General features: G+C 61.7%; 16 protein-coding genes and 1 other RNA gene. 16 read left to right on the top strand and 1 reads right to left on the bottom strand.

Annotation, left to right across the window (positions count from 1 at the left end; all coding sequences use genetic code 11):
- Window positions 1-35: 35 nt before the first annotated feature.
- The 8 genes from CRD60_RS01460 to CRD60_RS01425 all read left to right on the top strand — a co-directional run bounded on the left by CRD60_RS01460 (window position 36) and on the right by CRD60_RS01425 (window position 11,317).
- Window positions 36-917 carry a UDP-N-acetylmuramyl peptide synthase gene (locus CRD60_RS01460; protein ID WP_236630776.1) on the top strand — a complete coding sequence of 294 codons (882 nt, stop codon included), beginning with the start codon at window positions 36-38 and terminating at the stop codon, window positions 915-917.
- Window positions 918-1,094: 177 nt separating this feature from the next.
- Window positions 1,095-2,753, top strand: coding sequence for a UDP-N-acetylmuramoyl-tripeptide--D-alanyl-D-alanine ligase (locus tag CRD60_RS01455; protein ID WP_113859655.1), 1,659 nt, complete (start codon window positions 1,095-1,097; stop codon window positions 2,751-2,753).
- A 51-nt stretch (window positions 2,754-2,804) separates the two neighbouring features.
- Window positions 2,805-3,908 (top strand): phospho-N-acetylmuramoyl-pentapeptide-transferase, encoded by a 1,104-nt coding sequence (gene mraY, locus CRD60_RS01450; protein ID WP_113859524.1) that lies wholly within the window; start codon window positions 2,805-2,807, stop codon window positions 3,906-3,908.
- Between the two features lie 89 nt (window positions 3,909-3,997).
- Complete coding sequence (murD, locus tag CRD60_RS01445; RefSeq protein ID WP_113859654.1) at window positions 3,998-5,416, top strand: UDP-N-acetylmuramoyl-L-alanine--D-glutamate ligase; 1,419 nt, start codon at window positions 3,998-4,000, stop codon at window positions 5,414-5,416.
- Window positions 5,409-6,878, top strand: coding sequence for a peptidoglycan glycosyltransferase FtsW (locus CRD60_RS01440; RefSeq protein ID WP_113859523.1), 1,470 nt, complete (start codon window positions 5,409-5,411; stop codon window positions 6,876-6,878). Before murD ends, CRD60_RS01440 begins: the two co-directional genes overlap by 8 nt.
- 44 nt (window positions 6,879-6,922) lie before the next feature.
- Window positions 6,923-8,158 (top strand): UDP-N-acetylglucosamine--N-acetylmuramyl-(pentapeptide) pyrophosphoryl-undecaprenol N-acetylglucosamine transferase, encoded by a 1,236-nt coding sequence (locus tag CRD60_RS01435; RefSeq protein WP_113859522.1) that lies wholly within the window; start codon window positions 6,923-6,925, stop codon window positions 8,156-8,158.
- Between the two features lie 262 nt (window positions 8,159-8,420).
- Window positions 8,421-10,109: a UDP-N-acetylmuramate--L-alanine ligase gene (locus CRD60_RS01430; protein WP_113859521.1), complete on the top strand. Its 1,689-nt coding sequence runs from the start codon at window positions 8,421-8,423 to the stop codon at window positions 10,107-10,109.
- Window positions 10,109-11,317, top strand: coding sequence for a cell division protein FtsQ/DivIB (locus CRD60_RS01425; RefSeq protein ID WP_113859520.1), 1,209 nt, complete (start codon window positions 10,109-10,111; stop codon window positions 11,315-11,317). The genes CRD60_RS01430 and CRD60_RS01425 overlap by 1 nt, the downstream gene beginning before the upstream one ends.
- Before the next feature lie 122 nt (window positions 11,318-11,439).
- On the opposite strand, the gene dtd is transcribed toward CRD60_RS01425, so the two are convergent.
- Window positions 11,440-11,922, bottom strand: a complete 483-nt coding sequence (gene dtd, locus CRD60_RS01420; RefSeq protein WP_113859519.1) for a D-aminoacyl-tRNA deacylase — start codon at window positions 11,920-11,922, stop codon at window positions 11,440-11,442.
- Between the two features lie 177 nt (window positions 11,923-12,099).
- Between dtd and ssrA the strand changes: the two genes are divergently transcribed.
- From ssrA to CRD60_RS01380, 8 genes are all read left to right on the top strand, one after another.
- Window positions 12,100-12,497: a transfer-messenger RNA gene (gene ssrA, locus CRD60_RS01415) on the top strand.
- Window positions 12,498-12,802: 305 nt separating this feature from the next.
- Window positions 12,803-13,696 carry a hypothetical protein gene (locus tag CRD60_RS01410; RefSeq protein WP_113859518.1) on the top strand — a complete coding sequence of 298 codons (894 nt, stop codon included), beginning with the start codon at window positions 12,803-12,805 and terminating at the stop codon, window positions 13,694-13,696.
- Between the two features lie 298 nt (window positions 13,697-13,994).
- Window positions 13,995-17,252 carry an alpha-mannosidase gene (locus CRD60_RS01405; protein ID WP_113859517.1) on the top strand — a complete coding sequence of 1,086 codons (3,258 nt, stop codon included), beginning with the start codon at window positions 13,995-13,997 and terminating at the stop codon, window positions 17,250-17,252.
- Window positions 17,253-17,391: 139 nt separating this feature from the next.
- Window positions 17,392-20,598: an alpha-mannosidase gene (locus CRD60_RS01400; RefSeq protein WP_113859516.1), complete on the top strand. Its 3,207-nt coding sequence runs from the start codon at window positions 17,392-17,394 to the stop codon at window positions 20,596-20,598.
- Between the two features lie 166 nt (window positions 20,599-20,764).
- On the top strand, window positions 20,765-22,078 hold the full coding sequence (locus CRD60_RS01395) for an ABC transporter substrate-binding protein (protein WP_113859515.1): 1,314 nt from the start codon (window positions 20,765-20,767) through the stop codon (window positions 22,076-22,078).
- Window positions 22,079-22,122: 44 nt separating this feature from the next.
- On the top strand, window positions 22,123-23,067 hold the full coding sequence (locus CRD60_RS01390; RefSeq protein ID WP_113859514.1) for a carbohydrate ABC transporter permease: 945 nt from the start codon (window positions 22,123-22,125) through the stop codon (window positions 23,065-23,067).
- Window positions 23,060-23,893 (top strand): carbohydrate ABC transporter permease, encoded by an 834-nt coding sequence (locus CRD60_RS01385; protein WP_113859513.1) that lies wholly within the window; start codon window positions 23,060-23,062, stop codon window positions 23,891-23,893. Before CRD60_RS01390 ends, CRD60_RS01385 begins: the two co-directional genes overlap by 8 nt.
- 9 nt (window positions 23,894-23,902) lie before the next feature.
- The gene (locus CRD60_RS01380) at window positions 23,903-25,189 is read left to right on the top strand and encodes a glycoside hydrolase 5 family protein (RefSeq protein WP_113859512.1); all 1,287 of its coding nucleotides are present in this window, start codon (window positions 23,903-23,905) and stop codon (window positions 25,187-25,189) included.
- The last annotated feature ends 147 nt before the right edge of the window (window positions 25,190-25,336 follow it).

Here is a 25,336-nt window from a genome sequence, read left to right as displayed (position 1 = left end):
GAAGGGGCCACAATGAGAGGGGGTTGGCAGTGAGCATGGTGAGTGAGGCGTCCTCACGGCGGCTGACCCTGGGATACCTGGTCAGCCATTACGGTTTTGAGCTTGCTCCTGGCTTCGCTTCGGGTGTGACCATCACCTCCTTGGCAGATCGGCTGGAATCAGTCAGGCCAGGTGCCCTGTACATCCCTGCTGGCCAGGTTGATTTGGCCCAGATTGAGCAGGCCCAGGCCCAGGGTGCCTATGCGGCCCTGGTGCCACCCGCAATGCGTGGGCACGTCGGCAACCCCGAATTGCCTATCCTCTTCGGCCAGCCCTCCGCCCAGCAGATGGGAGCCATGGCGGCTGAGATGGCCGGTTCGGCCTCCGACACCCTGGCCATCTTCGCCATCTGCGGGCATGACCCCGATGAGGTCCAGGCCAATGCCCTGCGCCTGTCTGACTTCCTGCACATGCTCGGCAACCCGGTGGGCCTGATCAGCGCCGCCGGCTCCTCCTCCTTGGAACGCAAGCTCGAGCTCAACTACCCCCTGGGAATCCTTGATATTCAGGGGCTGATGTCAGTGTGTGCCGAGGATGGCGCCTCAGCTGTGGTGGTGGCCCTGGACCAGCAGACCTTGCGGCCTAACTCCCTGCAATCCGTGACCATTGACGTGCTGGGCTGCCAAGGCAGGCCGGTGATGTACAAGCGTCGGGAGCTGGTCTCCAAGACGGCCGCCCACTACGGATTCGAGGCGGACAAGGACCTGTCGCTGACACTGCGGACGGACGAGTCCGACGCCATGGCGGACCAGACAACTGTCGTCTATGACGCCGACAGCCGTGGTCACCTGTCCCTCTCCATAGCCATGGTCCTTGCGGCGGGGGTGCGTAAGAGCAGCATCAAGGGCGCCTTGCGGGTCTCCCGCGATTTGGGCTGAGGGGGTCAAGGCGTTGACGAGGAATCAATGGGCAGCTGGAGGCTTCACCCGCGGTGTGGGCTGTGAGACCTATCGTCCAAGCAACCAGGCACGGGCCATCAGGCCAGGAAATAGCATACAGGAAAGCGTGGCGAGCCGAGAAGAGATGGGACTGTGATGCCGGGAGCTGACAAGATCATGATGCCTATGACCATTGATGAGCTGGTGCGGGCAGTGGGTGGACGGTTGATAGAAACCGGCCAGTTCACGGATGCCCCCAAGGTGGGGCAGACAGGGCAAGCCCAATCGCAGCGTGTCTTCTCCCAGGTGCTCAGTGACTCGCGCGACCTATGCCTCGACAGCCTGTTCGTGGCCATAGCGGGCGAGCGGGTGGACGGCCATGACTTTGTGGCCGGTGCCGGCAGTGCCGGCGCTTTGGCGGCTCTGGTGGACCACCCGGTTCCCGGGGCCGACCTGCCTCAGATACAGGTGGATGATACGGTGCTGGCTCTGGGTCGCCTGGCCCAGTACAACCTTGAGCGCCGTCGCCGGGCCTCTGGGGATTTTGACATCATCGGCATCACCGGATCGGTCGGCAAGACTACCACCAAGGATCTGCTGGCTGCCCTGCTGGGGCATCTGGGGCCTACCGTGGCACCGGTTGGGTCCTTCAACAATGAGATAGGCCTGCCGCTGACCGCCCTGCGTGTGGGCCCTGACACCCGCTTCCTGGTGGCAGAGATGGGCGCCAATCATGTGGGGGAGATAGCGAATCTCACCCGCATCGCACCTCCGGACGTGTCTGTGGTCCTCAAGGTGGGCACGGCCCATGTGGGGGAGTTCGGTTCCGTGGACCGCATAGCCCAGGCCAAAAGCGAGATCATCCAGGGGCTGCGCCCGGGTGGGGTCGCCGTGCTCAATGCCCATGACCCCAGGGTTGCGGCCATGGCCGACCTGGCCCCCGGGCAGGTGCTCTGGTTTGGCATGGATGGGTCCGATGCCGCCGTTGGACCTGGGGCAGGCGACGGCAAGGGGCCAATCGCCCAATCGATGACCAAGGCCAGCGACCTGGAGGTCGACCAGTATGATCGGCCGGTCTTCACCCTGAGCAATCCCCAGGGTGAGCGCGCCCAGGTCCATCTAGGCATCAGCGGCCGTCACAATGTCATGAACGCCCTGGCTTCGGCGACTGTGGCCGCCCACTACGGCATGCCCCTTGAAGCCATCACCAGCTGCTTGACACAGGTCAAGGGCATCAGTCCCCACCGGATGGATGTCTCCAGGGTCACTGTGGGTAGGCACGGCTTCACCCTGATCGACGACTCCTTCAACGCCAACCCTGACTCCATGAGGGCCGGTCTGGATGCTGTAAGGGACTGGGCCTCGGAGTTGGACCATCAACCCTTCCGGGTGGCCGTACTGGGTGCCATGCTGGAACTGGGCGGGGACGAGCTGGGCCTGCACCGACAGATCGGCGCCTACGCGGCGATGACGGGCATCAATGCCCTGATCGCCGTGGGTAGCCAGCAGGATACCCATCTGGACACCCTTGCCGCAGCCTTGGCCCAGGGGGCCAGGGAGGCCTTGGCAAGCGAGAGCGCCGACACCGGCGGGCCGGGATCCGGCGAGGACCTTGAAGCCTCACGTGTCCGCTGCAGGTGTTCGGTACACTTGCTTCATGGGCCTGAAGGGGTCGGAGCCCTCTTGGACACCATGCTGGAGGGCCATCCTGCAGCAGTGGTCCTGCTCAAAGGTTCCCATGCCTCGGGCCTCAGTGGTCTGGCTGGGGAGTGGGGGTCACAGGCCAAGTCCCTGGCAGGGGATCAGGCTGGTGAGGCAAGTGGGAAAGGCGAATAGCATGAGAGCGGTAGACATGGGCTCCTATGAGACAGAAGCGGAGCGGGTAGATTGATTTCACTCATCATTGGCATAGCGGTCTCCCTGATCGTAGTCATCGTCGGCACCCCCCTGCTCATCCGTCTGGTCAACAAGCTGCACTACGGCCAGTACATCCGCCAGGACGGGCCCCGATCCCATATGATCAAGCGTGGCACCCCCACCATGGGAGGTCTGGTCATCATCCTGGCCATCGTGTTGGGTTGGCTGTCTTCGGCGCTCTACCGTCTGTTCACCCGAGGTGTGGCTCCCTCGAACTCTGCCCTGCTGATCCTCTTCGCCACCGTGTCCATGGGGCTCTTGGGCTTCATCGACGACTTTGCCAAGGTCAGCAAGAAGCAGAACACCGGCCTATCGGTCAGGGCAAAATTCATCGGGCAGTTCATCCTGGCCGCCATCTTCGCGGTCCTGGCCCTCATCGTACCCACCAAGTCGGGCTTCCCCAGCGCCCAGGCCGGCATGAGCTTCATCGAGACCCCCTTCTTCAATTTCGATTTCGCCGGCCGTGTTCTGGCCATGGTCATCTTCATCCTCTGGGTCACCTTCCTGATGACGGCATGGACCAACGCTGTCAACCTGACTGATGGCTTGGACGGCCTGGCCTCCGGCACCACCATGATCGCCTTCTGCGGCTACGCCCTGATCGCTTTTTGGGAGAGCTACCACCTGCGGGGGTCCGGCCACGCGGGCTTCACCTATGCCGTCTCCGACCCTCTGGACACCACCATCATCGCTCTGTGCGCGGCGATTTCATGCTTCGGCTTCCTCTGGTACAACTCCAACCCGGCCACCATCTTCATGGGCGACACGGGCTCCCTGGCCCTGGGTGGTCTCTTCGCGGCCCTGTCCATCACGACCCATACGGAGTTCCTGGCTGTAATCATCGGCGGCCTGTTCGTGATTGAATCGGCCTCTGATGTCATCCAGGTGGGTTGCTTCAAACTCACCCACAAGCGGGTTTTCAGAATGGCTCCCATCCACCACCATTTCGAGCTCCTGGGTTGGAGTGAGGGCAAGGTGGTGGTCCGCTTCTGGATGGTCGAATTCATCTTTGTGCTCATTGGGCTCATGATCTTCTACGGGGATTGGGTAGGCCGGTCAGGCACGCTCTTCTGAGTGGGGGAGTGCAGGCCGGACAAGGCATGTAGCGGTGCCGGCCTCAAGGAGGTCAGGCTGTGGACGAGATACGGGAGGACGGAAGCACTATGGTGGGCAAGACCGTACTGGTGGCGGGTCTGGGCATATCCGGGCGCAGCGCAGCCCAGCTCCTGACCGAGCGTGGCCACCAGGTCATCACTCTTGACCAGGGCCAGGCCCGGGCCGACCTGCACTCCTTTGAAGAGATTGATTGGTCAGCCATCGACACGGTGGTCACCTCGCCGGTATTCAACCCCCGGACCCCCTTCATCCACGAGGCCCAGTCACGGGGCATAGAGGTCATCAGTGAGGTGGAGCTGGCCTGGCGGCTACGGGTCGGCAACGCACGCACCGGTCTGCCCGCCCCATGGCTGGGTATCACCGGAACCAACGGCAAGACCACCACGACTGAGATGACGGCCTCCATGCTGACGGCAGCCGGCCTGCGGGCACCCGCCGTCGGCAATATCGGCAAACCCCTGTCCCAGGCCGCTGTGGACCCCTACAACGATGCCCTGTGTGTGGAGCTCAGCTCCTTCCAGCTCCACTTCACCAAGTCCCTGGCCCTGGATTGTGCGGCCATCACCAACATCGCCGACGACCATCTGGACTGGCATGGTGGATTCGAACAGTATGCCGCCGATAAGGCCAAGGTCTTCCAGGGAGTCAGGCACACCCTGGTCTACAACGCCCAGGACGCCCTGGTGACCTCCCTGGCCCATAAGGTGCAGCTGGCGGATGGCTGCCGGAAGGTGGGCCTGACCCTCCAGGAACCCGCCGCCGGGCAGATGGGAGTGGCTCAGGGGTGGCTGGTTGATATGAGCGGATTAACCGCCGAAGTTGGGCAGGCCCGTCGCGTGGCACAGGTCAGCGGCTTCCCGCGACTGTGCCGCACAGACGGGCAGCCCTACCCCCACCTTCTGGCCGATGCCATGACAGCCCTGTCCTTGTGCCTGGGGCTGGGAGCCGACCTGGATCCCTGTCTGGAGGCCCTTCGGGCCTTCGCCCCAGATGGCCATCGGATCCAGACCGTGGCGAGCACCCATGGAGCCAAGGGGGCTGGCATTGATTTTGTTGATGACTCCAAGGCGACCAACACCCTGGCGGCCCAGGCCTCGCTCAGCAGCTTCGGCCCCAAATCCGTGGTGTGGATCGCGGGAGGGCTGGCCAAGGGCAGCCGGTTCGAGGACCTGATCAGCAGCCAGGCGGCCACCATCAAGGCCGCAGTGGTCATTGGCGTCGACCAGGAACCCTTCCGTCAGGCCTTCGCCAGCCAGGCCCCTGAGATTCCAGTCAGTTTCATTGATCCCCAGGAGCCCGATACGGTCATGGCCAGGGCCGTGGCGGCTGCGGGCTCCTATGCCCAGGCGGGTGACGTGGTGCTCCTGGCACCGGCCTGCGCCTCCATGGACCAGTTCGGCTCCTATGCCGATAGGGGTGACCAGTTTGCCAACCAGGCGCGACAGTGGGTGAGTCAGCATGACTGAGGGCAAGCAGACAGGGCGTAGGGCCTCGTCCGGGGCAGGGGCGCGCAAGTCGACATCCAGCCCCTCGGGCAGGGCGGCTGCGGGCCGGGCCGGCAGGACCCCCAATCCGCCGGTAGGTCGTAAAGGACCCAAGGCTGGGGTGGGGACCAAGACCGCCGGCAGGAGGAAAGCCCCTGCCGCATCGGTCGGTTCGGATCTGTTCCAGAGCCTGATTGGGGCCGCCAGGAGCGCCGCCAGGTCCACGGGCCGGGGTGGGCAAGCCGCCGGCGGCGGTGCTCGTCGGGACCCGGTTGTCAAGTTCGCTGACTACCAAGGCATCCGCAGCATCTTCAACCCCCTCTGGTGCTATCACGGCTTCAGGGTGGCGGTGGCCATACTCACCTGCTTTGGCGTGATCATGGTCTTTTCCAGCTCATCTGTGACCATGATCTCCCAGGATCTCTCTCCCTGGAAGCAGGCCTTCACCCAAGGCATATACTGCGTTCTTGGCATCCTCCTGGGGCTGGGGGCTATGGCCGTGCCGGTGGCGGTCTACCGAAAACTGGCACCATGGCTGGTGGTCGGGTCCATATGCCTGCAGTTGCTGACCCTGACGCCACTGGGTGTGCAGGTCAACGGCAACACCGGTTGGATCGGCATCCGGGGTGTCTTCACCATGCAACCCGCCGAGGTGGTCAAACTCTCCCTATGCGTATGGTTGCCGGCCTCCCTGAGCATCGCCGGCCGCCACTATGAGGAGGAGGGCATCAAGGCCTATACGCGGCCGATCGTTGGCTATGCCGCCAGCCTCCTGGCGATTATGCTGGGCAAGGATCTGGGTACGGCCATGATCGTGGTGATCATCGGAGCTGTGGCCTTCATAATCGGCGGTTTTCCAGGCAAGTGGCTGGCCGGTGGGGCGGCCGCTCTGCTTGTGGTCGTGGCCCTCACGGTGGTGACCAGCCCCAACCGTATGAAGCGCATCATGGCCGCCTACCAGGGCTGCTCCGGCAAGGCGCAGCAGAATGTATGCTACCAGGCCCTGCATGCCAAGTACGCCATGGGGTCCGGTGGGCTCTTCGGTGTCGGCATCGGCAACTCTCGTGAGAAGTGGAACTACCTGCCCGAGGCCCATAACGACTTCATCTTCGCCATCATCGGCGAGGAGACCGGCTTCATCGGTGCCGCCCTGGTCATCATCATCTTCGCCATCCTGGGCTGGTGCATGATCTGCGTGGCCTTGCAGACCGGCAACCGGTACGTGTCCATGGTCCTGGTGTGCATCACTGTCTGGATTGTGGGCCAGGCCCTGATCAACATCATGGTCGTGGTCGGGCTCCTGCCGGTCATGGGAGTGCCCCTGCCCTTCGTCTCGGCGGGCGGCTCCTCGCTGGTCATGTGCCTGATCGCTGCCGGTGTGGCGGCCAGCATGATGCGGCAGCAGCCCGAGATTCGGGCGGATGCGGTGGCGTTACACTCGTAAGCTGGAAGAGCCATGAGTTGATTGTGACAACGAGGGGAGCGAGCATGGGCGAGTCGGGCCAGGTCAGTGGGTCGGTGGTTGCAGGTCAGGTCCAGCAGGCCGGACCCAGCCACCGCATCGTACTGGCCGGGGGAGGGACCGCCGGTCATGTTAATCCTCTGCTGGCGGTAGCCGCGGCCATCAGGGAACTGGAACCACAGGCCCAGATCAGTGTCATAGGCACCAATGCGGGACTTGAACACGAGCTGGTCCCGGCGGCCGGCTTTGAACTTGACCCCATCGAGAAGCTCCCCTTTCCCCGGCGGCCCAATGCAGCAGCTTTGCGTTTCCCCGGCCGATGGCTGAGGACGAACCGGAAGGTACGGGCCATCCTTGAGAGCCGTCAAGCGCAGATAGTGGCGGGATTCGGCGGATACGCCTCCGCGCCGGTCTACCAGGCCGCCCACCGGATGAAGCTTCCCATAGTCGTCCATGAGCAGAATGCCCGGGCCGGCATGGCCAATAGGCTGGGTGCCCGCTGGGCCTCCTTCGTTGGAACCGCCTTTGAGGGAACCGGCCTCAAGGTCGGCTCAGGCGGCCGCTTGCAGCGGGTAGGGCTGCCTTTGCGGCCGACCATAGCCCAGTTGTGCCTGGACCTTCAGACGGACCGCTCAAGCAGCAGGCAGCGGGCTGCGGCGGCCCTGGGGGTGGACCCCGAACGGCCCGTTGTCCTGGTGACTGGTGGCTCCCTGGGGGCTCTGAGCATCAACAGGGCGGTCGCCGGGTCGGCATCAGAACTGCTGGAGCATGCCCAGCTGGTCCACCTGACCGGCAAAGGCAAGATGGACGAGGTCCGCCAGCAGGTCTCGGCCACTGCAGGGCCGGATGTCATGAATGACCTGGACCCCGGCCATAAGGGCCAGGGTGACTATCATCTGGCTGAATACCTGGAACGGATCGACCTGGCCTTCGCTTGCGCCGACCTGGTCATCTGCCGGTCGGGTGCCGGATCGGTGTGCGAACTGGCCGCCCTTGGCTTGCCGGCCATATACGTGCCCCTTCCCATCGGCAACGGGGAACAGCGTTTCAACGCCGAACCCGTGGTCCGGGCCGGCGGAGGTCTGCTGGTGGACGACGGGGACTTCAACCCGGACTGGATACGGAGCACAGTGCCCGAACTTCTGAGTGACCCTGACCGCTTGAAGACCATGGGTGGCAAGGCCTGGACCTACGGCATCCGGGATGCGGCCCAGGTCATGGCCGGTAAGATACTGGACCTGGCCGCTGGCGCGGGCAACTAGGGAAGGTCGATCAGGTAACCCGGGTTACCGGTAGACACAGCCGGTCTGGGGTTTGCTTTGGTTGGTGCTGTGGTTCGTGCGTTGCTGTAGTTTGGTCGAAACTGTGTGAGTTGGGTCAGCCGCCGCCGACCCATGGCCTGTAGCTATTAGTATTGCCTCCAGTGACGCTGGTGGCGGCAGTGCCCGCGCCGATCGGCCCCAGGTCCGTGCAGGTCCCCTGTCATGCTTTTGGTGGCGGAGCAACAATCCCAAGGAGAACGTGGTGTCTGAACGCAAGACGGCAAGCAAGGATGGTCTCTTGGTCCCGGAGCAACCGGCCTTTGGGCCGGGGGAGAGCCTCAAGGACCTGGGCCCCACCCACTTCATCGGCATCGGTGGGGCTGGCATGAGTGTGCTGGCGGAGATGCTCCATGAGGAGGGCATCGTCGTCAGTGGATCCGACAGCCAGGCCAGCGCCCGCACGGACCGGCTCCAGGCCCTGGGCATCACCGTGAACTGCCCCCAGCAGGCCCGTAACGTGGCCGGTGCGCATACCGTGGTCTATTCCAGCGCGATCAAGGCCGACAATCCGGAGATACAGGCGGCCCTTCAAGCCGGTGCGCGGATTGTTCACCGCAGTGACATTTTGGCCCTGCTTATGGCCGGCCACCGTTCCGTCAGCGTGGCCGGGGCCCATGGCAAGACCACGACCAGCTCCCTCCTGGCCCATATCCTGATCCATGGCGGCCAGGGGCAGCTGGCCGACCCCAGCTACGCCATCGGCGCTTCCATCCAAGGGCCCGACGGGAGGAGTCTGGATGGCGGCCACGCCGGCAAGGGAACGGTGCTGGTGGCCGAGGCTGACGAATCAGACGGCAGCTTCCTCAAATATCACCCCTCCATCGCCATCGTGACCAACGCCCAGGCCGACCATCTGGACCATTACGGAACGGCAGAGCACTACCGGCAGGCCTTCGTGGACCACCTGGGCCATGCCCGGGACTGGATTATCATGGGAGCCGACGACCAAGGTTCCCTGGATGTGCTGCAGGACCTGGACCAGAGGGCACTCTCCCATACCATCTTGTACTCCACCGGCACTGTGGCCGATCTGCCCCAAGGCTTGGCGGACCAGGTGGCCGGTCTGGTCGGCATCCGCTCCGAGCGTGAGAGCCAGGGGAGCGGCAGGGAGAGCTTCACCCTGGAGATTCCCGGCAAGCTGCTGGCTGCTGCTTCAGAGGTTGGGGACGTGTCCTTGGGCTCACAGTCGCCCGCTGGCACTCGGCCGGAAGACCCGCTGCTGCCGGTCAGCCTGGCCATTCCTGGCTTGCACAACGCCCGCAATGCCAGCGAGGCCATCATGGCCGCCATACTCTTGGGAATGGATCCTGCACAGGCGGCAGGGGCGGCCGAATCCTTCCTGGGCGCCTCGCGCCGCTTTGACCTCAAGGGTCAGCGTGGCGGTGTGAGTGTGGTGGACGACTACGCCCATCACCCCACGGAAATCTCGGCCCTGCTGGATGCGGCCAGGCGGCGCTACCCCAACAGCAGCATCCGGGTCCTCTTCCAGCCCCATCTCTTCTCCCGGACGCAGATCTTCGCCCGGGACTTCGCCAAGGCTTTGGCCAAGGCCGATGATGTGATAGTCACCGGCATCTACCCGGCCCGCGAACGGCAGGAGGATTTCCCTGGCGTAGGCCCCAGGACCATAGTCGACCAGGCACTCGCCTTGAAGGACTCCCACACGACTCCTGGAAAGGCCTCTGGCTCGGCTGGAGGGGAAGCATGGATCAGCGCCGTTGACGACATGACCAAGGCTGCCGGCATCCTGGCGGGCCGGGCCAGGCCGGGCGACCTCCTGCTCACGGTGGGCGCCGGTAGCATCACCGCCATGGGCCCGGTGTTGCTGGACCTGTTGCAGGAAGATGGCGGCGGCCATGGCCGGCAGGGGTCAGAAGGCGAGGGGCACTGATGGCCGGTCGTATCACGCGCAGCTCCAGGGGAGCTGGTCAAGAGGGCAATGATTCGCGCAAGGACGGTCAGCCAAGCGGTCGCCGAATCGTAGGCGGGCAGGCTGCTGGCCGCCAGCGGACGGCTGCCAGGAAGATCGATGCCGTGGTGGGGGAAAAACCCAAGGACTCCACAGGGGCCGGGGCTGGTAAGTCCTCCCTCAAGAACCTTCTTTGCCGTCATCGGTCCACGAAGGCACAGGGGTGCAAGACAGGGTGCTCCGCCTCACGGCAATCAGGCAAGCGGCAGGATCGTCCGGCCCAGGCCGCGGCGTCAGGCCCCCAGCGGCAGGGCAGGGTGGTGGCCGCCAGCAGTTCGGGAGATTTTGTCGATGCCCGCCAGCTGCGCAGCGAGGATCTCATAGGGCGGACCTTGGAGGAGACAGCCGGTCCGCTAGGAGTGACAGCCCGGCCCAAGGTCGTGGATTTCAACGCCCGGCGCAGGGAGAAGCAGAAGGTCAACGTCCGTGCCGTCGCCGTCAAGGTCCTGGTCGGCCTGGTCGCCGCGGCTCTGCTGTCTGGTCTGGTCTGGTTGCTCTTCTTCTCGACCGTCTTCCGGCTGGAAAGCTCGGCTATCAGTGTTTCGGGCGACAACGGCTGGGTCAGCAAGGAACGGATACTGAGCATCGCCGACCAGCAGGCCGGCAAGTCGCTCTTTTTGGTCTCCTCCCAGGATGTCTCCAAGGAATTGGTGGAGATTCCTGGTGTGACCAAGGCGCAGATCGACAAGAAGTTCCCCCGTAGCCTGAGTGTCACCGTGCAATCCCAAAAGCCCGCTGCCATGCTCAAGACGGAGGATGGGTCCATGACCGCCGTCGACATCAAGGGGCGGACCCTGAACTCGGTCGGCGCTGGCTCGCCCGAAGGCATCCCAGTCATCGAAGTGCCCAAGCTGAAGCCGGCCCTGGACTCCCGTGCCGTCAAGGAGGCCGTCAAGATCATCGGCAGCCTGCCGGAAACCATGCGCCAGAGGATCAGCAAGGTGACGGCCGAGACCCAGGACTCCATCACCACCGAACTGGACTCCGGCAGCCTGACCGTGATTTGGGGCGACTCGTCTGACCTGAAACTCAAGCAGGCCGTGACCGACAAGATCATCAACGATCCCAGCAAGATCGGTGACAAGCAACAGGTGGATGTCTCCGCACCCCTACGACCCATCATCAAATAGGCGGTGTTCGGGCCTTTTGGCTCCCTGCGGCTCGGCTTGTGTTGTGCTGGGCTACGCGGCAGTGCCTTGGGCCACAAGGCTGTGCGCTGGGGTGCGGCCTCCTCCTACGAGGCGCTTGGGTTCTAATGCCCCATCAGCTGTTCGGTGTCCATACATATGGTCATAGGGCCATCATTGACCAGGTCCAGTCGCATGTGGGCGCCGAACCTGCCACGCTTCACCGTCAGTCCATCCGTCTCCAAAGCCTTGTTGAACCCCTCCCAGACCATCTTGGCATGGTCGGGTTTGCCTGCAGCAATGAAACTGGGGCGGTTGCCTTTGCGAACGTCGGCATAGAGGGTGAACTGGGAGATTGACAGGACCTGACCGCCAATCTGGCCGATGGAGAGGTTGGTCTTGCCTTGCTCGTCCTCGAAGAGACGGAGCCTGGCTATCTTATGGGCCAGCCAGTCAATCTGCTCCTGGCCGTCATCGTCACTGACTCCCACCAGCAGTAGGTAGCCCTGAGTGATGTGCTGGGGCGTGAAAGTCTCATCAAGCCTGCCGGTCTGCTCGCCAAGGACATCGACCGAAGCCCTGCTGACCCGTTGTAGGACAATTCTCATAGCTTCAGCCTAGCTCCCGCGCCTTACCTGGGTCTGTGCGCCAGCCTGGTGGAGGCCGGCGCCATGTTTTCCCTGGGGTTGCCCGCTATGCCTGCGGCTGAGAGGTGGGGTCTGGGGGCAGGCAGGTGTATATTGAGGAGTCCGGTCGAAAGATCGGAAGCTTGATAATTCAAGATTGGGGCTGATCGGTTTCGACGGTGACCTGTTCGTCGCAGGGAAGCGTGCCGAGAACGCGGGGGTCCACTCGTTAACGTGCTCCCGTAAAAGAACAAGTGCTAAATCTAACCGCACTGAGTTCGCTCTCGCTGCCTGAGCTTTAAGCCAGGATTAACCAGCGAGCTGCGGCTCCGCCCACTCCCTCACGTCTTCGGGGGGATGTTGGACGTCATGAGAGGACTTGCTTGAGTCATTGGACCGCAGGGTGACTTGGGGACTTTTACTGTAGATATGCCCGCCATCGGTTGTCTGCGACACAGGTGGGGGCAGAAAAACTGCCATTAGGCCAGCAGACTACGCACGTAGAAGACTGTGGGTACGGTTACCGGACCGGGGTTCAATTCCCCGCAGCTCCACCAATCATCAAGCGCCATCCCGTAAGGGGTGGCGCTTTTTTGTATTTCTGCTTATCGTCTGTGCTTCTTGCCTGGTTCCCTGACTGTTTTCGTGCGTTCAGATTACGTCGTGGTGTTTGCCCATTGCCGCCAATCTTCGGCTGCGGCTGTCTAGCTGATCCTACTTGTTTCTGCTGTCGAGCCTGGCTGTCTTGAAACCTAGTGATTGGGTGTGTTGGAGTTTGCGGAGAGATGAGAGGGGCAAGTGGACCTATGGTGGAGGTAGGCCGTAGCGGTTTGAGATGCTGTAGAAAGGACGGCGAACGATTATGGCTGAACCATCGGATGAGCGTAGCGGGCGTGGCAAGGATGCCAAGACTGGACGGCAAGGCCGGCGGCAGGATACCGGCAAGGAAGCACGGCAAGGCAAGGGGACCGTAGCCCAGCGGCAGCTTGAACCTGACAAGGCTGATGAAACACGCCGGCAGGGCGAACAGGGAGCCGGGCATGACGAGAGCTCGCCGAGCATGGCGAACAAGAAAAGCGGTGAGCGAACAGCAGACAACCAGCACAAGCGGGTCGAGAAGATCGAAGCGGACGAAGCGGCACAGGGAAGCAACGTGGATCCCGCAGACAAGGCAGTCCGCCAGGATGTCGAAAGTGTCCACCACAAGCAGCGCAAGGGACTCTGGGGGAGTGTCAAGAGCCTGGTAGCCTCGGTCGTCAGACTGCTGGTAAGCATTGCCCTATGGGTCTGGCAGTTCCTGAAGGGGGCTTGGCGTTGGCTTCTTGCTCGGCTGCGGAGCGTGTTCCGTTGGGTTTGTGTGCATTCCAATAGCCTCAAGGTCTGGTTCGGGTTCGGTCGCGGCTTCTCGCAGAACCGTTTCGTCCGGTTGGTGGCGGCACTCGCGTCTCTGGTCAGCATCGTTCTGGGAATAGGACTCCTGCACTGGAGGGACCAATACCAAGGTGAGCAGGACATCAGCCTTCCCCTGTCTTTGCTGATTGTTGGCGGGTTCCTGCTCGTGTATTGTTCCATAACCGGCTCCACCCTGCAGAGCCTGGGTGCGAAGGGTGCGTTGTTGAGGGAGAACGCGAGGCTTCGCTACCGTCTGGATGCCATGGCGGGGGTGCGGTCTCAAACGGCAAACAATCCCCATGACGGGCAGTCGCAGAGGCAAGAGGAGCAGCCCCATACTGCCGAGCCTGCGGCGCAAGGGTAGTAGGAAGCTTCCCTGAATACGGACGTATAAGACTGTCAACGATAGAGGTGCTGGCAAGCAGTATTCGGGCCAATGCCGTGGCTGGACCGACCGTGGGAATCGGCGGCCAATTTGACAAGTGGTCATCAAGAAGGCAGAATACAACTAAAGCGTTTTAGTTCCACTGAAGCGGGGCACGGGCTGGCGAGGATGTCATATTCCCGTCACCCAGTGAATCGGTACTGTAGCGGAGCTGAGGAAGGGTCATCCTCAGCTTGGGCGGCAACCGAGGGTAGAGGGCAAGAGAAGGAAACGGATCATGTTCCTGAAGGCAGAGCAGCAGCTCGAACGGTGCAAGCGAGTCATGCGGCAGCGTGTCTCGCCACGCATCCATCCGGTGCTGTCGGCTTGCAAGGTCCGGTCCTTCGACATTCCTGGCGAGCCTATGCCCAGTGACATGTTCTTCCAGGAGCTGGGGCGGGGGGACATAGTCTTTCAGGACTTCACCATCGGCGATCCCTGGGGAACCACCTGGGGTACGGTATGGTTCGAGATCTCCGGCAAGATACCCACTGAAGCCAATGAGCCGGCCAATGCCGGCCATCCTTTGGAACTCATTCTTGACCTTGGCTGGTATGACCACTCGGTGGGCGGCCATATCGAAGGCATGGTCTATCGGCCCGATGGCACCGTCATCAAGTCCGTCCATCCACGCAATTTCTGGGTGCCCCTGCTCTCTGACCAAGCTGTCGCCCAGCTGCCGATCGCCCACGACGGTTCCTTCACCGTCTACCTGGAGGCAGCCAGCAACCCACTGCTGCTTGGTGTCCCTCCCTTCATCGAGACGGAGCTGGGCGACCATGCCACCGGCAAGCCGGATGAGCCCTATGTGTTCCGTGCCGCGAACCTGTGCGGCTATGACCAGCAGATGGAGGACTACTGGTTGGATCTGGATACCGTCAGCAGCCTGATGGCCCAAGTGGACAAGGACTCACCCCGGTACTGGAAGATGGCCAAGGCCCTTCAGTACTCCTTGAACGCCTTCGATGAAATGGACCACGAGACCTTGCCTGCAGCCAGACAGGCTCTTGCTGGGGTACTGAGCCAACCCGCCAACGCCTCGGCTATGAAGGTGACGGCGGTGGGCCATGCCCACATCGACTCGGCCTGGATCTGGCCTGTGCGCGAGACCAAGCGCAAGGTGGCCCGCACCGTCTCCAACGCCTTGGCGCTCATGGATGAGAACCCTGATTTCACATACGCCATGAGCTCCGCCCAACAGTACGCCTGGCTGGAGGAGGGGCACCCGGACCTCTTCAAGCGGATGTTGCAGCGGGTGCGCGAGGGGCGGTTCATTCCCGTCGGTGGCATGTGGGTGGAATCCGATGGCATGCTCCCCACGGGCGAGTCCCTGGTCCGGCAGATCAGCTTCGGCCGGCGCTATTTCAAGGAGCACCTGGGAGTTGAGCCCAAGGGCATCTGGCTTCCCGATAGCTTCGGTTATACAGGCGCCTGGCCGCAAATCGCACGCCGGGCGGGCTACGAGTGGTTCCTGACCCAGAAGATCTCCTGGAACGACACCAGCAAGTTCCCCCATCATTCCTTCATGTGGGAGGGCATTGACGGCAGTCGAATCTTCACCCACTTCCCGCCCTCTGACACCTACGCCGCTTCCGTCACGGCGCAGGAACTGGCCTATGCCGAGCGCAATTTCCAGGACAAGGACCTGGCCGATCGTTCCATCATGCTCTACGGCTATGGCGACGGCGGTGGTGGCCCAACGCGTGAGATGTTGGGGCGCGCCCGTCGCTTCAACAACCTGGAGGGCATCTCCAGGGTGACCTTGGATGGTCCCGATGAGTTCTTCCAGGCTGCCTACGACCAGCTCAGGGAGAGTGCCGGTGATGAAATGCCGGTCTGGAAGGGTGAGCTCTATCTTGAGCTCCACCGTGGAACCCTGACCTCGCAACAGCAGATGAAATACGGTTGCCGCAAGGAGGAGTCCCTGCTGCGCACTGTGGAATACCTATGTGCGGCCGCCAGTCTCTACAGTGCCGATTACCGCTATCCCAGCGACCAGCTCGATCATATCTGGAAGACCCTGCTCCTGAATCAGTTCCACGATATTCTGCCTGGTTCCGGCATCTCCTGGGTCCACCGTGAGGCCCGGGAGCAGTACGCGCGAGACCTGGTACGGCTCAAGGAGATCGCCCAGGAGGCCTGCCAGGCCATCGGCTTGGCTGATAGCTCCATACCACTACTGCCACAAGGGCGTATCAGCCAGTATCGTCTGGATGGGCAGTCCTGGAAGGCCAAGGCCGCCAGCTCCCTTCCCAGCAGCTTCGACAGTCAGCTGAACCCCCATACCGGCGACAGCGCAGCCCCAGAGACAACTGCCAGGTCATCGGACGAGGGGACAGGCCTGGAACTGAGGCAGACCGATTCCGGTTCCTGGATAATGAGCAATGGCATAGTCGAGCTTCGGGTTGACCCGGACGGGGGGATTTCCTCCCTGGTGGATCTGCGTCTCCAGCGCCAGTTGGTGGCTGAGGGCCATCGGCTGGGCATCTATGAGCTGATGAAGGATGAGCCGTCCGTATATGATGCTTGGGAAATCGAGCGTGATGCCCTCCTGCAGGCCAAGCCCCTTGAGGGAGGTCGGGTGCTTGCCACCAGCAGGTTCCAGGATCGAATCAGCCTGACGGTCGGGAACCGGTTTGGCAAGAGCTCCATCGAAACGGTCATCTCCCTGAGGGCCCAGGCCGATCATGTCGATGTTCACGCCAGCATTGATTGGCAGGAGCGAGAGCGGTTCCTCAAAGTCGGTCTGCCTCTGGCCCTGGTGGCCGACTGGGCTGAGTACGACAGCCAGTACGGCACCGTCCGGCGGCCCATCGTCAAGAACACCCCGTCTGACGAGGCTAAATTTGAAAGCTCCACCAACCGCTTCGCCCGCATTGCGGATGGCACATACGCGGTTGCTGTGGTCAACGATTCCATCTACGGGTCGGACACCACCCAGCTCTTGGAGCTGACGGGACGAGGCCGCACCGTGGGCACCCTCTTCAGGCTTTCGCTCCTATCGGCCCCCGTCTACCCCGACCCTCGCACTGACTTGGGCCAGCATGAGTTCACCTGGTCCCTGCAGCTTGGAGCCAGTCGGGAAGATGCCCTCGCCCTGGCTGCGGAACTCAATGCCCCAACAATTGGCAACCTGCCCGCCCTAGAACCCCTGGTAAGCCTGGAGAATCTGGAGGGACTGGCCATCATCGACTGGGTAAAGCTGGCGGACGATGGCTCAGGAGATGTGATCGTGCGTCTCTATGAGGCCCTGGGTGGCAAGGCCGAGGCCAGACTCAACCTGTCGGGTCCCCTTTCCGGTGCCAAGGTCTATGAGACTGATTTGCTTGAGCAGCTGAGCCAGCCCCAATCCGCCTCGTATCCAGCATCAGAGGATCTTCCCCGTGGCTTGGCGCAGGCTGATGGCGAACCAGCCGACGGGGCGCCCCTCAGCCTCCAGCAGTTCCAGCTGACGACATTGCGTCTGCGCAGGGAGGAGCGTCAGCGACATGGGTAGACGTCGCACCGCTACGGCCCTTTTCCCCTGTGAACAGCCAGGATTGAGACGGTCCCACAGGCAAGCGCGGAAGAGGCGCAGCAACCAGCACAAGCCCAAGCAACCTAAACCCAGAACAGCACAACAGGAGTTCACCATCATGTTCCTTGTCGCAGATCAGCAGCTCAGCCGCTGCGAGCGTGTCATGCAGCAGCGTGTCGAACCGCACGTCTACACCCCGGCCGGTAGCTGCACACTTCGCTCCTTCGACAATCCCGGAGAGCCAGAGCCCTCGTCCGCGTTTCTTGAGAGGGTCCGCCAGGGCCAGGTCGACTTCAAGCCCTTTTCCATTCCCGGCCTGTGGGGCACCACCTGGGGCACCACCTGGTTTGAGGTCAGCGGTCACGTCGATCTGGAGGCCGTCGCCGGCAAACAGGTGGAACTGGTCATCGACCTGGGCTGGTTGGGGCACCGTGGACCAGGATTCCAGGCGGAGGGCCTGGTCTACCGGGCCGATGGGACAGCCATCAAGTCCGCCAACCCACGAAACCATTGGATTCCGCTCATATCGGCCGACGGCAAGCCGACCTGCGATATTGACGGACACGGTGACTTCACGGTGTATATTGAAGCGGCCGCCAACCCCTTTGTTGAGGGTCCCACACCATACGCACCCACCAATCTGGGCGAGCGCGCCACCGGCAAGGTGGAGGAGCCGTACACCTTCCGCAAGATTGACGTGTCGGTCTTCGACAGCGACGTCTATGGCTATCTCATGGACCTGGAGACCGTCTCCTCCTTGATTCGCGAACTCAAGGACGACGACCCCAGGTACTGGCAGTTGGCCAAGGCCCTGCAGCGCTCGCTCAACGCCTATGACGAGCGCGATCTGAGCACGGTTGCCCAGGCGCGGCATGAGCTGGAAGGCGTGCTTGCGGAGCCCGCGTCCTCCTCGGTGATCCGGCATGTGGCCATTGGCCATGCCCACATTGATTCCGCCTGGCTCTGGCCTGTGCGTGAGACCCAGCGCAAGGTGGCCCGCACCGTCTCCAATGTGCTGGCCCTCATGGACGACGATCCTGAGTTCAAGTACGCCATGAGTTCCGCCCAGCAGTACGCCTGGCTGGAGGAGGGGCACCCTGACCTCTTCAAGCGGATGCTGGAGCGTGTCAAGGAGGGGCGGTTCATTCCGGTCGGCGGCATGTGGGTCGAATCCGATGGCATGATACCTGCGGGCGAGTCCCTGGTCAGGCAGATCAGCTTTGGGCGTCGCTACTTCAAGGAGCACCTGGGTGTGGAGCCACGGGGCATCTGGCTGCCGGACAGCTTCGGCTACAACGGTTCCTGGCCGCAGATAGCCCGCCGGGCGGGTTACGACTGGTTCCTGACCCAGAAGATCTCCTGGAACGACACCACGAAGTTCCCCCATCATTCCTTCATGTGGGAGGGCATAGACGGCACCCCCATCCTGACCCATTTCCCGCCCTCCGACACCTATGGCGCGTCGGTGAGCATGCATGAGGTCATGTATTCCCAGAAGAACTTCCTTGACAAGGACCTCTCCCGTAACGCCATCATGCTCTACGGCTATGGCGACGGCGGTGGTGGCCCCACCCGGGAGATGAACAGCCGAATCCATCGGCTCCAGAATCTCAATGGGGCCCCGCGGGTCGACTTCGGCAGCCCCGACGAGCTCTTCGACATGGTTCGTGAGGACATTGTGGACCATGCCCAGGGGGAGACGCCCGTATACCAGGGCGAATTCTACCTGGAGCTCCATCGCGGCACGCTCACGGCCCAGCAGGACATGAAGCGGGGCTGCCGTTTGGAGGAGTCGCTCCTGCGCACCGTCGAATACCTGTGCGCCGCGGCCTCCATCAAGGACCCCGCCTACAGCTACCCGCGGCAGGACTTGGATTCCATATGGAAGACCATGTTGCTCAACCAATTCCATGACATCCTGCCTGGCTCGGCCATCGCCTGGGTCCATCGCCAGGCCCGGGAGGAATACCTTCGTGATCTGGGCAGGTTGGAGGCCATCGCACAGGAGGCGGCACAGGCCATCGGCAAGACCCAGCCGCAGATCGCCCGTGTTGGCAACGCGATGATCCCGGCCTATGACGGAGTCGATTCCTGGAGGGTGCGTCAGGCCGACGGTTTCGCCGCCGAATGCAAGACCGTGGCTGTCTCCATTGAGTCGGCGGAGCAGTGTGAGCCCCGGGGTGGAGAGACCCGCATTCAAGGGCGGCCCGTCGCCGTTGACAGTAACCCTGACGGTTCGGTCATATTGGGCAACGACATGCTCAGGGTCCGCGTGGAACCCGACGGCACGGTCTCCTCGGTCATCGACAAGAGCGCGGACTGTCGGGAACTTGTTCCTAAAGGCACGCGCATGGGCCGCTACGAGCTGATGAAGGACGAACCCTACAACTGGGATGCCTGGGACATCCAGCGTGATGCCTTCCTGACCGCCCGTGGCCTGGAGGAGTCCAGGATCGAATCGTCCGAAAGCCTGCCCGACGGCAGCGCCAAGGTACGGGTGCTGACCCAGGCCAAGGGTGTCCGCATTCTCACCGAGATCAGTCTGCTTCCCCAGTCCCATAGCCTTGATTTCAAGGCCCAGGTGGATTGGAGGGCTTGCGAGCAGTTCCTCAAGGTCGACATGCCTGTGGCCATCCAGGCCGTCAATGCCCAGTATGAATGCCAGTACGGCCTGATTGAACGGCCCATCCAGAAGAACTCCCGCAGCGAGGAGGCCAAGTTTGAGAGCTGCACCCATCGGTTCGTGCGTATAGCCGATGCCTCCTACGCCGCGGCCGTGGTCAACGCCACTACCTACGGGTCCGATGTGCTGCCCATCCGTGGCAGGTCGGCCGATACGGCGACTCTTGGCAGCATGGTGAGGCTTTCACTCCTGTCGGCCCCCCTATACCCCGATCCCCATACCGATCAGGGCATGCATGCCTTCGCATGGTCCCTGGTCGCCGATGCCGGCATGGATCGGGTGCTTTCCTCGGTCTCACGGCTCAACACCCCCGTTCTGCCGGAACTGCCGGCCTTCGAGCCCCTGGCCCAGGTGGAAAGCATCAAGGGGCTGATTGTTCTCGACTGGGTCAAGCTGGCCGACGACGGTTCCGGAGACCTGATCCTGCGCCTCTACGAGGCAGCCGGTGGCCAGGCTTCCGGGCGGCTGCACCTAACTGATGAGCTCAAGGATTGCACCCTTGAGGAGGTTGACCTTATGGAGGGGGGTGAACTACCCGCCGATCTGAATAGGGCGCTGGCTCCTGACCATGTGGATACAGCCGAAGGTGCGGTACTGACTTTTGAGCCCTTCCAGTTGGCGACGCTGAGAATACGACGGTGAGATCGGCCGCCCGGCTGCAGTCTTTTCTGTTCGCAGGAATGGAAGCACGGGCCGGGATTCTGAACACAGGCAAGACCCGGCGCTTACCGCACGCAATGCTTACCTGTCCATGGCGGACAGGGCGAGATGGGAACAACTCACAAGTAAGTAAAGAAAGGGAAACAATATGTTCTCGACTAAGAAGGCAGTGGCTCTGAGCGCTGCCACGGCAATACTGGTTTCACTCGCCGCATGTGGCGGGTCTGATGACAGTGGCAACTCGGCTTCCAAGGATGGCAAGCTGAGCGGCAGCATCACCTTCCAGACCTGGAACCTGAAGAACGACAAGTACACCCCCTACTTCAACGATCTGATCAAGCAGTTCGAGAAGGAGAATCCGGGGACCACCATCAAGTGGATTGACCAGCCCTCCGATGGCTATGAGCAGAAGCTTTCAGCCGATGCCGCCGCCGGGCAGCTGCCCGACATCGTCGACGCCGGCGCCTCCATGATGTACATGCTGGCCAAGGCTGGCATCCTCATGGATGTCTCCAAGGAAGCGCCCAAAGCCGCGAAGAACTACACCCCCGGTGGTTGGAAGGCTGCAACCTTCAGTGGCAACGGCGTCGAGAAAGGCGTCTATGCCTTCCCCTGGTATGTCAATGACGGCCCGCAGTATTACAACACCGAGGTCCTGAAGAAGTGCGGTGTCAGCACGGACAAGCTGCCCAAGACCTGGGATGAGTATTTTGACGCCGCCAACACCCTGACCGACAACTGCAAGGGCGACTACATGTCGACCATGATGGCCAACGACATGGGTGATCTGGCTTCCGCAGGCATCAAGATCATCAATGATGACCACACCAAGTATGTCTTCAACTCCCCGAAGGCCGTCGCCTTCCTGCAGCGTTTCGTCGACCTCTACAAGAAGGGTGGTATCCCTCCGGAGGCTCTTGACGCCAAGTGGAGCCAGCAGTCCGATTTCTTCCAGCGCGGCACCATCGCCTCCATGGGTGGTTCGGCCTACTCCGCTGACGGCTTCAAGCTCAATGCCCCCGACCTGTACAAGAACCTGGCCGTCGGCCCCAAGATCAACGACACCCCCCACTCGGTGACTGTTGGATACGAGATGCTGGGCGTCAACGCCACCACGAAGAACAAGCCGCTGGCCCTGGCCTTCGCACAGTATGTCACCAACTCGAAGAACCAGTTGGAGTTCGACAAGAAGGCCGCTGTCTTTCCCTCCAGCGCCGGCACGATCGACGATCCCTACTTCGCCGAGGCCGCCAGTGAGGATTCGGTCAAGGGTCAGGCTCTGAAGATCACCTTGGATGCCGTCAAGAACGGCAGCGCCTCCCGTCCTGCCGAATTCACCGATTCCAATGGCAACGATTACTACGGTGAGCAGGTCGCCATGGCCCTCCAGGGCAAGCAGACCGCCAAGCAGGCCCTGGATAAGGCCGTTGCCTTCGCCAACAAGAAGCTGCAGCAAAAGTAACGAACATGACAAGCAAACACGCATCTCCAGAAGGGGTGGTGAGTATGTCCGCCACCCCTGATGGGGGGCCTTCACATCAGGAGTCACGCCCGGCTCGGGTCCATCGCAGCCTGGGTACGACCCTCGCCCCCTATCTCTTCGTCCTCCCGGCTATGTGCATAGTGGTGGTATTCGTGTTCATAGCCGCCTTGAACACCTTCCGTCTGGCTTTCACCGACTCGACTCTGCTCAAACCCGGCAAGTTCGTCGGCCTGCAGAACTTTGTGGAACTGTTCCATGATGAGTATTTCCTGACGGCTCTGCTCAACTCAACCCTCTACGTGGTTTGTGTTGTTCCCTTCATGGTGATTCTGCCGCTGATTCTGGCGAATCTGGTGGCCGGCAATTCCCGGGTCATGGGTTTCTTCAGAACATCCTTCTACACCCCTGTGGTGATGTCCGCAGTGGTGGTCGGCATGATCTGGTCCAATCTTCTCGATCCCAAGGGGCTGGTCAACTCTTTGCTGGAATCACTACATATCAGCAAGGAACCCATACCCTTCCTCTCCGACCGTTGGCTCATTCTCTTCAGCTCGATGTTCGTCACCATCTGGCTGGGATTGGGCTATTACATGGTCATCTATCTGACAGCCTTGGCCAACATCGACGACTCCCTCTACGAGGCCGCCGAGCTCGATGGAGCCGGCCCCATCAGGCAATTCGTGTCCGTCACCATGCCGGGGGTGCGGTCCACCATGCTCCTCATTCTCATGCTGTCGACCATCGCGGCCTTCCGGGTCTTCAATGAGGTCTACGTGCTGACCAACAGCACGGCCGGGCCGGGAGCCCAGGACATCACCATGTCCATGTTGATCCAGCGTGAAGGCACCGGAATCATGGCAAGGACGGGCTATGCCAGTGCTATCAGCCTGGTGGTGCTGGTCATCGTGGGAGCCATGCTCATCCTGCAGTCTGTGGTGGAGCGTTGGGTAGGAGGAGACAATGCATAGGAACAAGATAACCGTTGGCAAAGTAGTGCAGTATACGATTCTCATACTGATGTTCCTTCTCCTGGTGGGGCCCTTCGTCTGGGAGATTTCCCTGGCTCTGAAGGGGCCGGGAGATAACGTCTATGCTGTTCCGCCGTATCTGGTGCCCAAGACCCCGACCTTGGAGAATTTCAAGCAAGTCTTCCGCCAGGTGCCAATCATGCACTACGTGTTGAACACCCTGATTGTCGCTTGCATCTCCATCGTGGGCAATGTCGCCTTGTCGACCATGGCTGGATATGCCCTGGGAAGGCTGAAGTGGAAGGGTCGGGATACGATATTCACCATCCTCATGCTCACCATGGTCATCCCGGTCGAGGGCATCATCATCTCCCAGTTCCTGATTATTAAGAGCATCCATCTGCAGAACACCCTGCTCGGCATCGCCCTTCCGGGTTTGGTGGGGGCCATCAATATCATCCTGATGACCAACGCCTTCAAGTCCATACCCAAGGAGTTGGAGGAGGCGGCCCAGATGGATGGGGCCAATGTCTGGCAACAGTTCTTCCATATCTGCGTACCCCAGGTCAAGGGCACCATGACGGTCGTCGGCATCTTTGCCTTCGTCGGCGCATGGAATGACTTCCTCTGGCCCCTGATTGTGATATCGGATGAGAAGAACTACACACTGACCATCGGCCTGAACAGGCTTAAGGGCATGTTCATCCAGGACCCCCGTCTGATTGCCGCGGGAGCCATAGTCTCCCTGCTGCCCATCGTGATCTTCTTCGCCTGCTTCCAGAAGTACTTCTTCCAAGGATTGGAACAGGGCGGGATCAAGGAATAGGAGGTATCCATGCGTTTTGGAGTCAACTACACCCCTTCCAAAGGCTGGTTTCACTCCTGGCTGGAGCCCGACTGGGATTGCGTGGCTCATGATCTCGCGCAGATCGCCGACTTGGGGCTGGACCATGTCCGTGTCTTCCCTCTCTGGCCCATCCTCCAGCCCAACCGGACCTGGATCAACCAGCGGGGACTGGCGGACCTGCGCCATATGGTACAGCTTGCCGGTGAGCAGGGACTCGATGTCTATTCCGATGTCCTGCAAGGGCACATGTCGAGCTTCGATTTCGTTCCCTCCTGGTTGGTCTCCTGGCATGAGACCAGTATGTTTTCGGATGCGGATGCAGTGCAGGCACAGGCTGATCTGGTCAAAGCGGTTTATGATTGCCTCAAGGATGTGCCTCATTTCAAGGGGCTGACCATCGGCAACGAGTGCAACCAGTTCGCGGACCCCTCCCATCCCCGGCGCATGAAGGCCGATGCCTCCGATGTCGAGGGTTGGCTGCGGGCCTTGCTTGACCCGGTGCGGCAGGAGGCGGCCAACCGTGGGCAGATCATGCTGCATAGCGAGAATGATGCTGTCTGGTATGAGGATGGCCATGCCTTCCTGCCTCGCCAGGCCTCGAATACGGGCGATCTTACCGCCATCCACTCCTGGGTCTTCAACGGGACGGCTCAGGCATACGGATCCCTATCTCAGGAGACGACCCGACATGCCGAATACCTTGTCGAGCTCTCCAAGGCCTTCGCGGATGATCCCCGGCGTCAGGTCTGGCTTCAGGAGATTGGCGCTCCGGAAAATGTGATTGATCCGGCAGACACCTCACGCTTCTGCACAGAGAGTCTTGAGCATGCTCTTGATTGCGCCGATCTGTATGGCCTGACATGGTGGTGTTCCCATGATGTCGACAGATCCATGGGCGATTTCCCGCCTTTTGAACATGACTTGGGCCTATTCGACCAGGAAGGTCAGGTCAAGCACATCGGGAAGGCCTTCAGTGATTTGGTCAGGGAACATAGATCGGATCCTGTGGCTCCGGCTCGCAGCACCGCTGTGGTGGTGCAGTGTGACCATGAGGGCAACCCGACCATGAGGGCCGCCTGTGCCCCCACCGGATCGGTCTTCGAGGCATGGATGGAATTGAGCAAGGCAGGGGAGCGCCCCGCCCTGGTCTCTTCCATTGTCGCCGCTGACCCCCAGGCCTTGGCCGCCCGTGGTATCAGTCGCTGTATTGAAGTGGGACTGCGCCCAGGCACGGTATATAACACAGTTTCGGACCCAAGCATCGAACAAGGCTGAACGGATTGGGCGAATCCGCCCGGGTAGTTTACCCACCCCTCGGTCTTCGCCCAGTCATTGAACAACAAGGAATCGCTGTAGCAAAGGGATGTCGCGGCTAGGGCGATTCCTTATGTGCTATACGAACCGGTATATACAAGAACCCAA

It is taken from the genome of Bifidobacterium aemilianum, from assembly GCF_003315635.1.
In the GTDB taxonomy this organism is placed as follows: domain Bacteria; phylum Actinomycetota; class Actinomycetes; order Actinomycetales; family Bifidobacteriaceae; genus Bifidobacterium; species Bifidobacterium aemilianum.
The sequence above is the reverse complement of the archived record's forward strand: the minus strand, read 5'-3'. Positions and strand labels throughout refer to the sequence as shown.

What these genes read in the sequence shown, in the direction of transcription:
- murD (WP_113859654.1), top strand. Translation starts at nt 3,998, where the DNA reads ATGGTGGGCAAGACCGTACTGGTGGCGGGTCTGGGCATATCCGGGCGC.
- CRD60_RS01440 (WP_113859523.1), top strand. Translation starts at nt 5,409, where the DNA reads ATGACTGAGGGCAAGCAGACAGGGCGTAGGGCCTCGTCCGGGGCAGGG.
- CRD60_RS01455 (WP_113859655.1), top strand. Translation starts at nt 1,095, where the DNA reads ATGATGCCTATGACCATTGATGAGCTGGTGCGGGCAGTGGGTGGACGG.
- CRD60_RS01385 (WP_113859513.1), top strand. Translation starts at nt 23,060, where the DNA reads ATGCATAGGAACAAGATAACCGTTGGCAAAGTAGTGCAGTATACGATT.
- dtd (WP_113859519.1), bottom strand. Translation starts at nt 11,922, where the DNA reads ATGAGAATTGTCCTACAACGGGTCAGCAGGGCTTCGGTCGATGTCCTT.
- CRD60_RS01435 (WP_113859522.1), top strand. Translation starts at nt 6,923, where the DNA reads ATGGGCGAGTCGGGCCAGGTCAGTGGGTCGGTGGTTGCAGGTCAGGTC.
- CRD60_RS01460 (WP_236630776.1), top strand. Translation starts at nt 36, where the DNA reads ATGGTGAGTGAGGCGTCCTCACGGCGGCTGACCCTGGGATACCTGGTC.
- CRD60_RS01380 (WP_113859512.1), top strand. Translation starts at nt 23,903, where the DNA reads ATGCGTTTTGGAGTCAACTACACCCCTTCCAAAGGCTGGTTTCACTCC.
- CRD60_RS01395 (WP_113859515.1), top strand. Translation starts at nt 20,765, where the DNA reads ATGTTCTCGACTAAGAAGGCAGTGGCTCTGAGCGCTGCCACGGCAATA.
- CRD60_RS01410 (WP_113859518.1), top strand. Translation starts at nt 12,803, where the DNA reads ATGGCTGAACCATCGGATGAGCGTAGCGGGCGTGGCAAGGATGCCAAG.
- CRD60_RS01405 (WP_113859517.1), top strand. Translation starts at nt 13,995, where the DNA reads ATGTTCCTGAAGGCAGAGCAGCAGCTCGAACGGTGCAAGCGAGTCATG.
- CRD60_RS01425 (WP_113859520.1), top strand. Translation starts at nt 10,109, where the DNA reads ATGGCCGGTCGTATCACGCGCAGCTCCAGGGGAGCTGGTCAAGAGGGC.
- CRD60_RS01390 (WP_113859514.1), top strand. Translation starts at nt 22,123, where the DNA reads ATGTCCGCCACCCCTGATGGGGGGCCTTCACATCAGGAGTCACGCCCG.
- CRD60_RS01400 (WP_113859516.1), top strand. Translation starts at nt 17,392, where the DNA reads ATGTTCCTTGTCGCAGATCAGCAGCTCAGCCGCTGCGAGCGTGTCATG.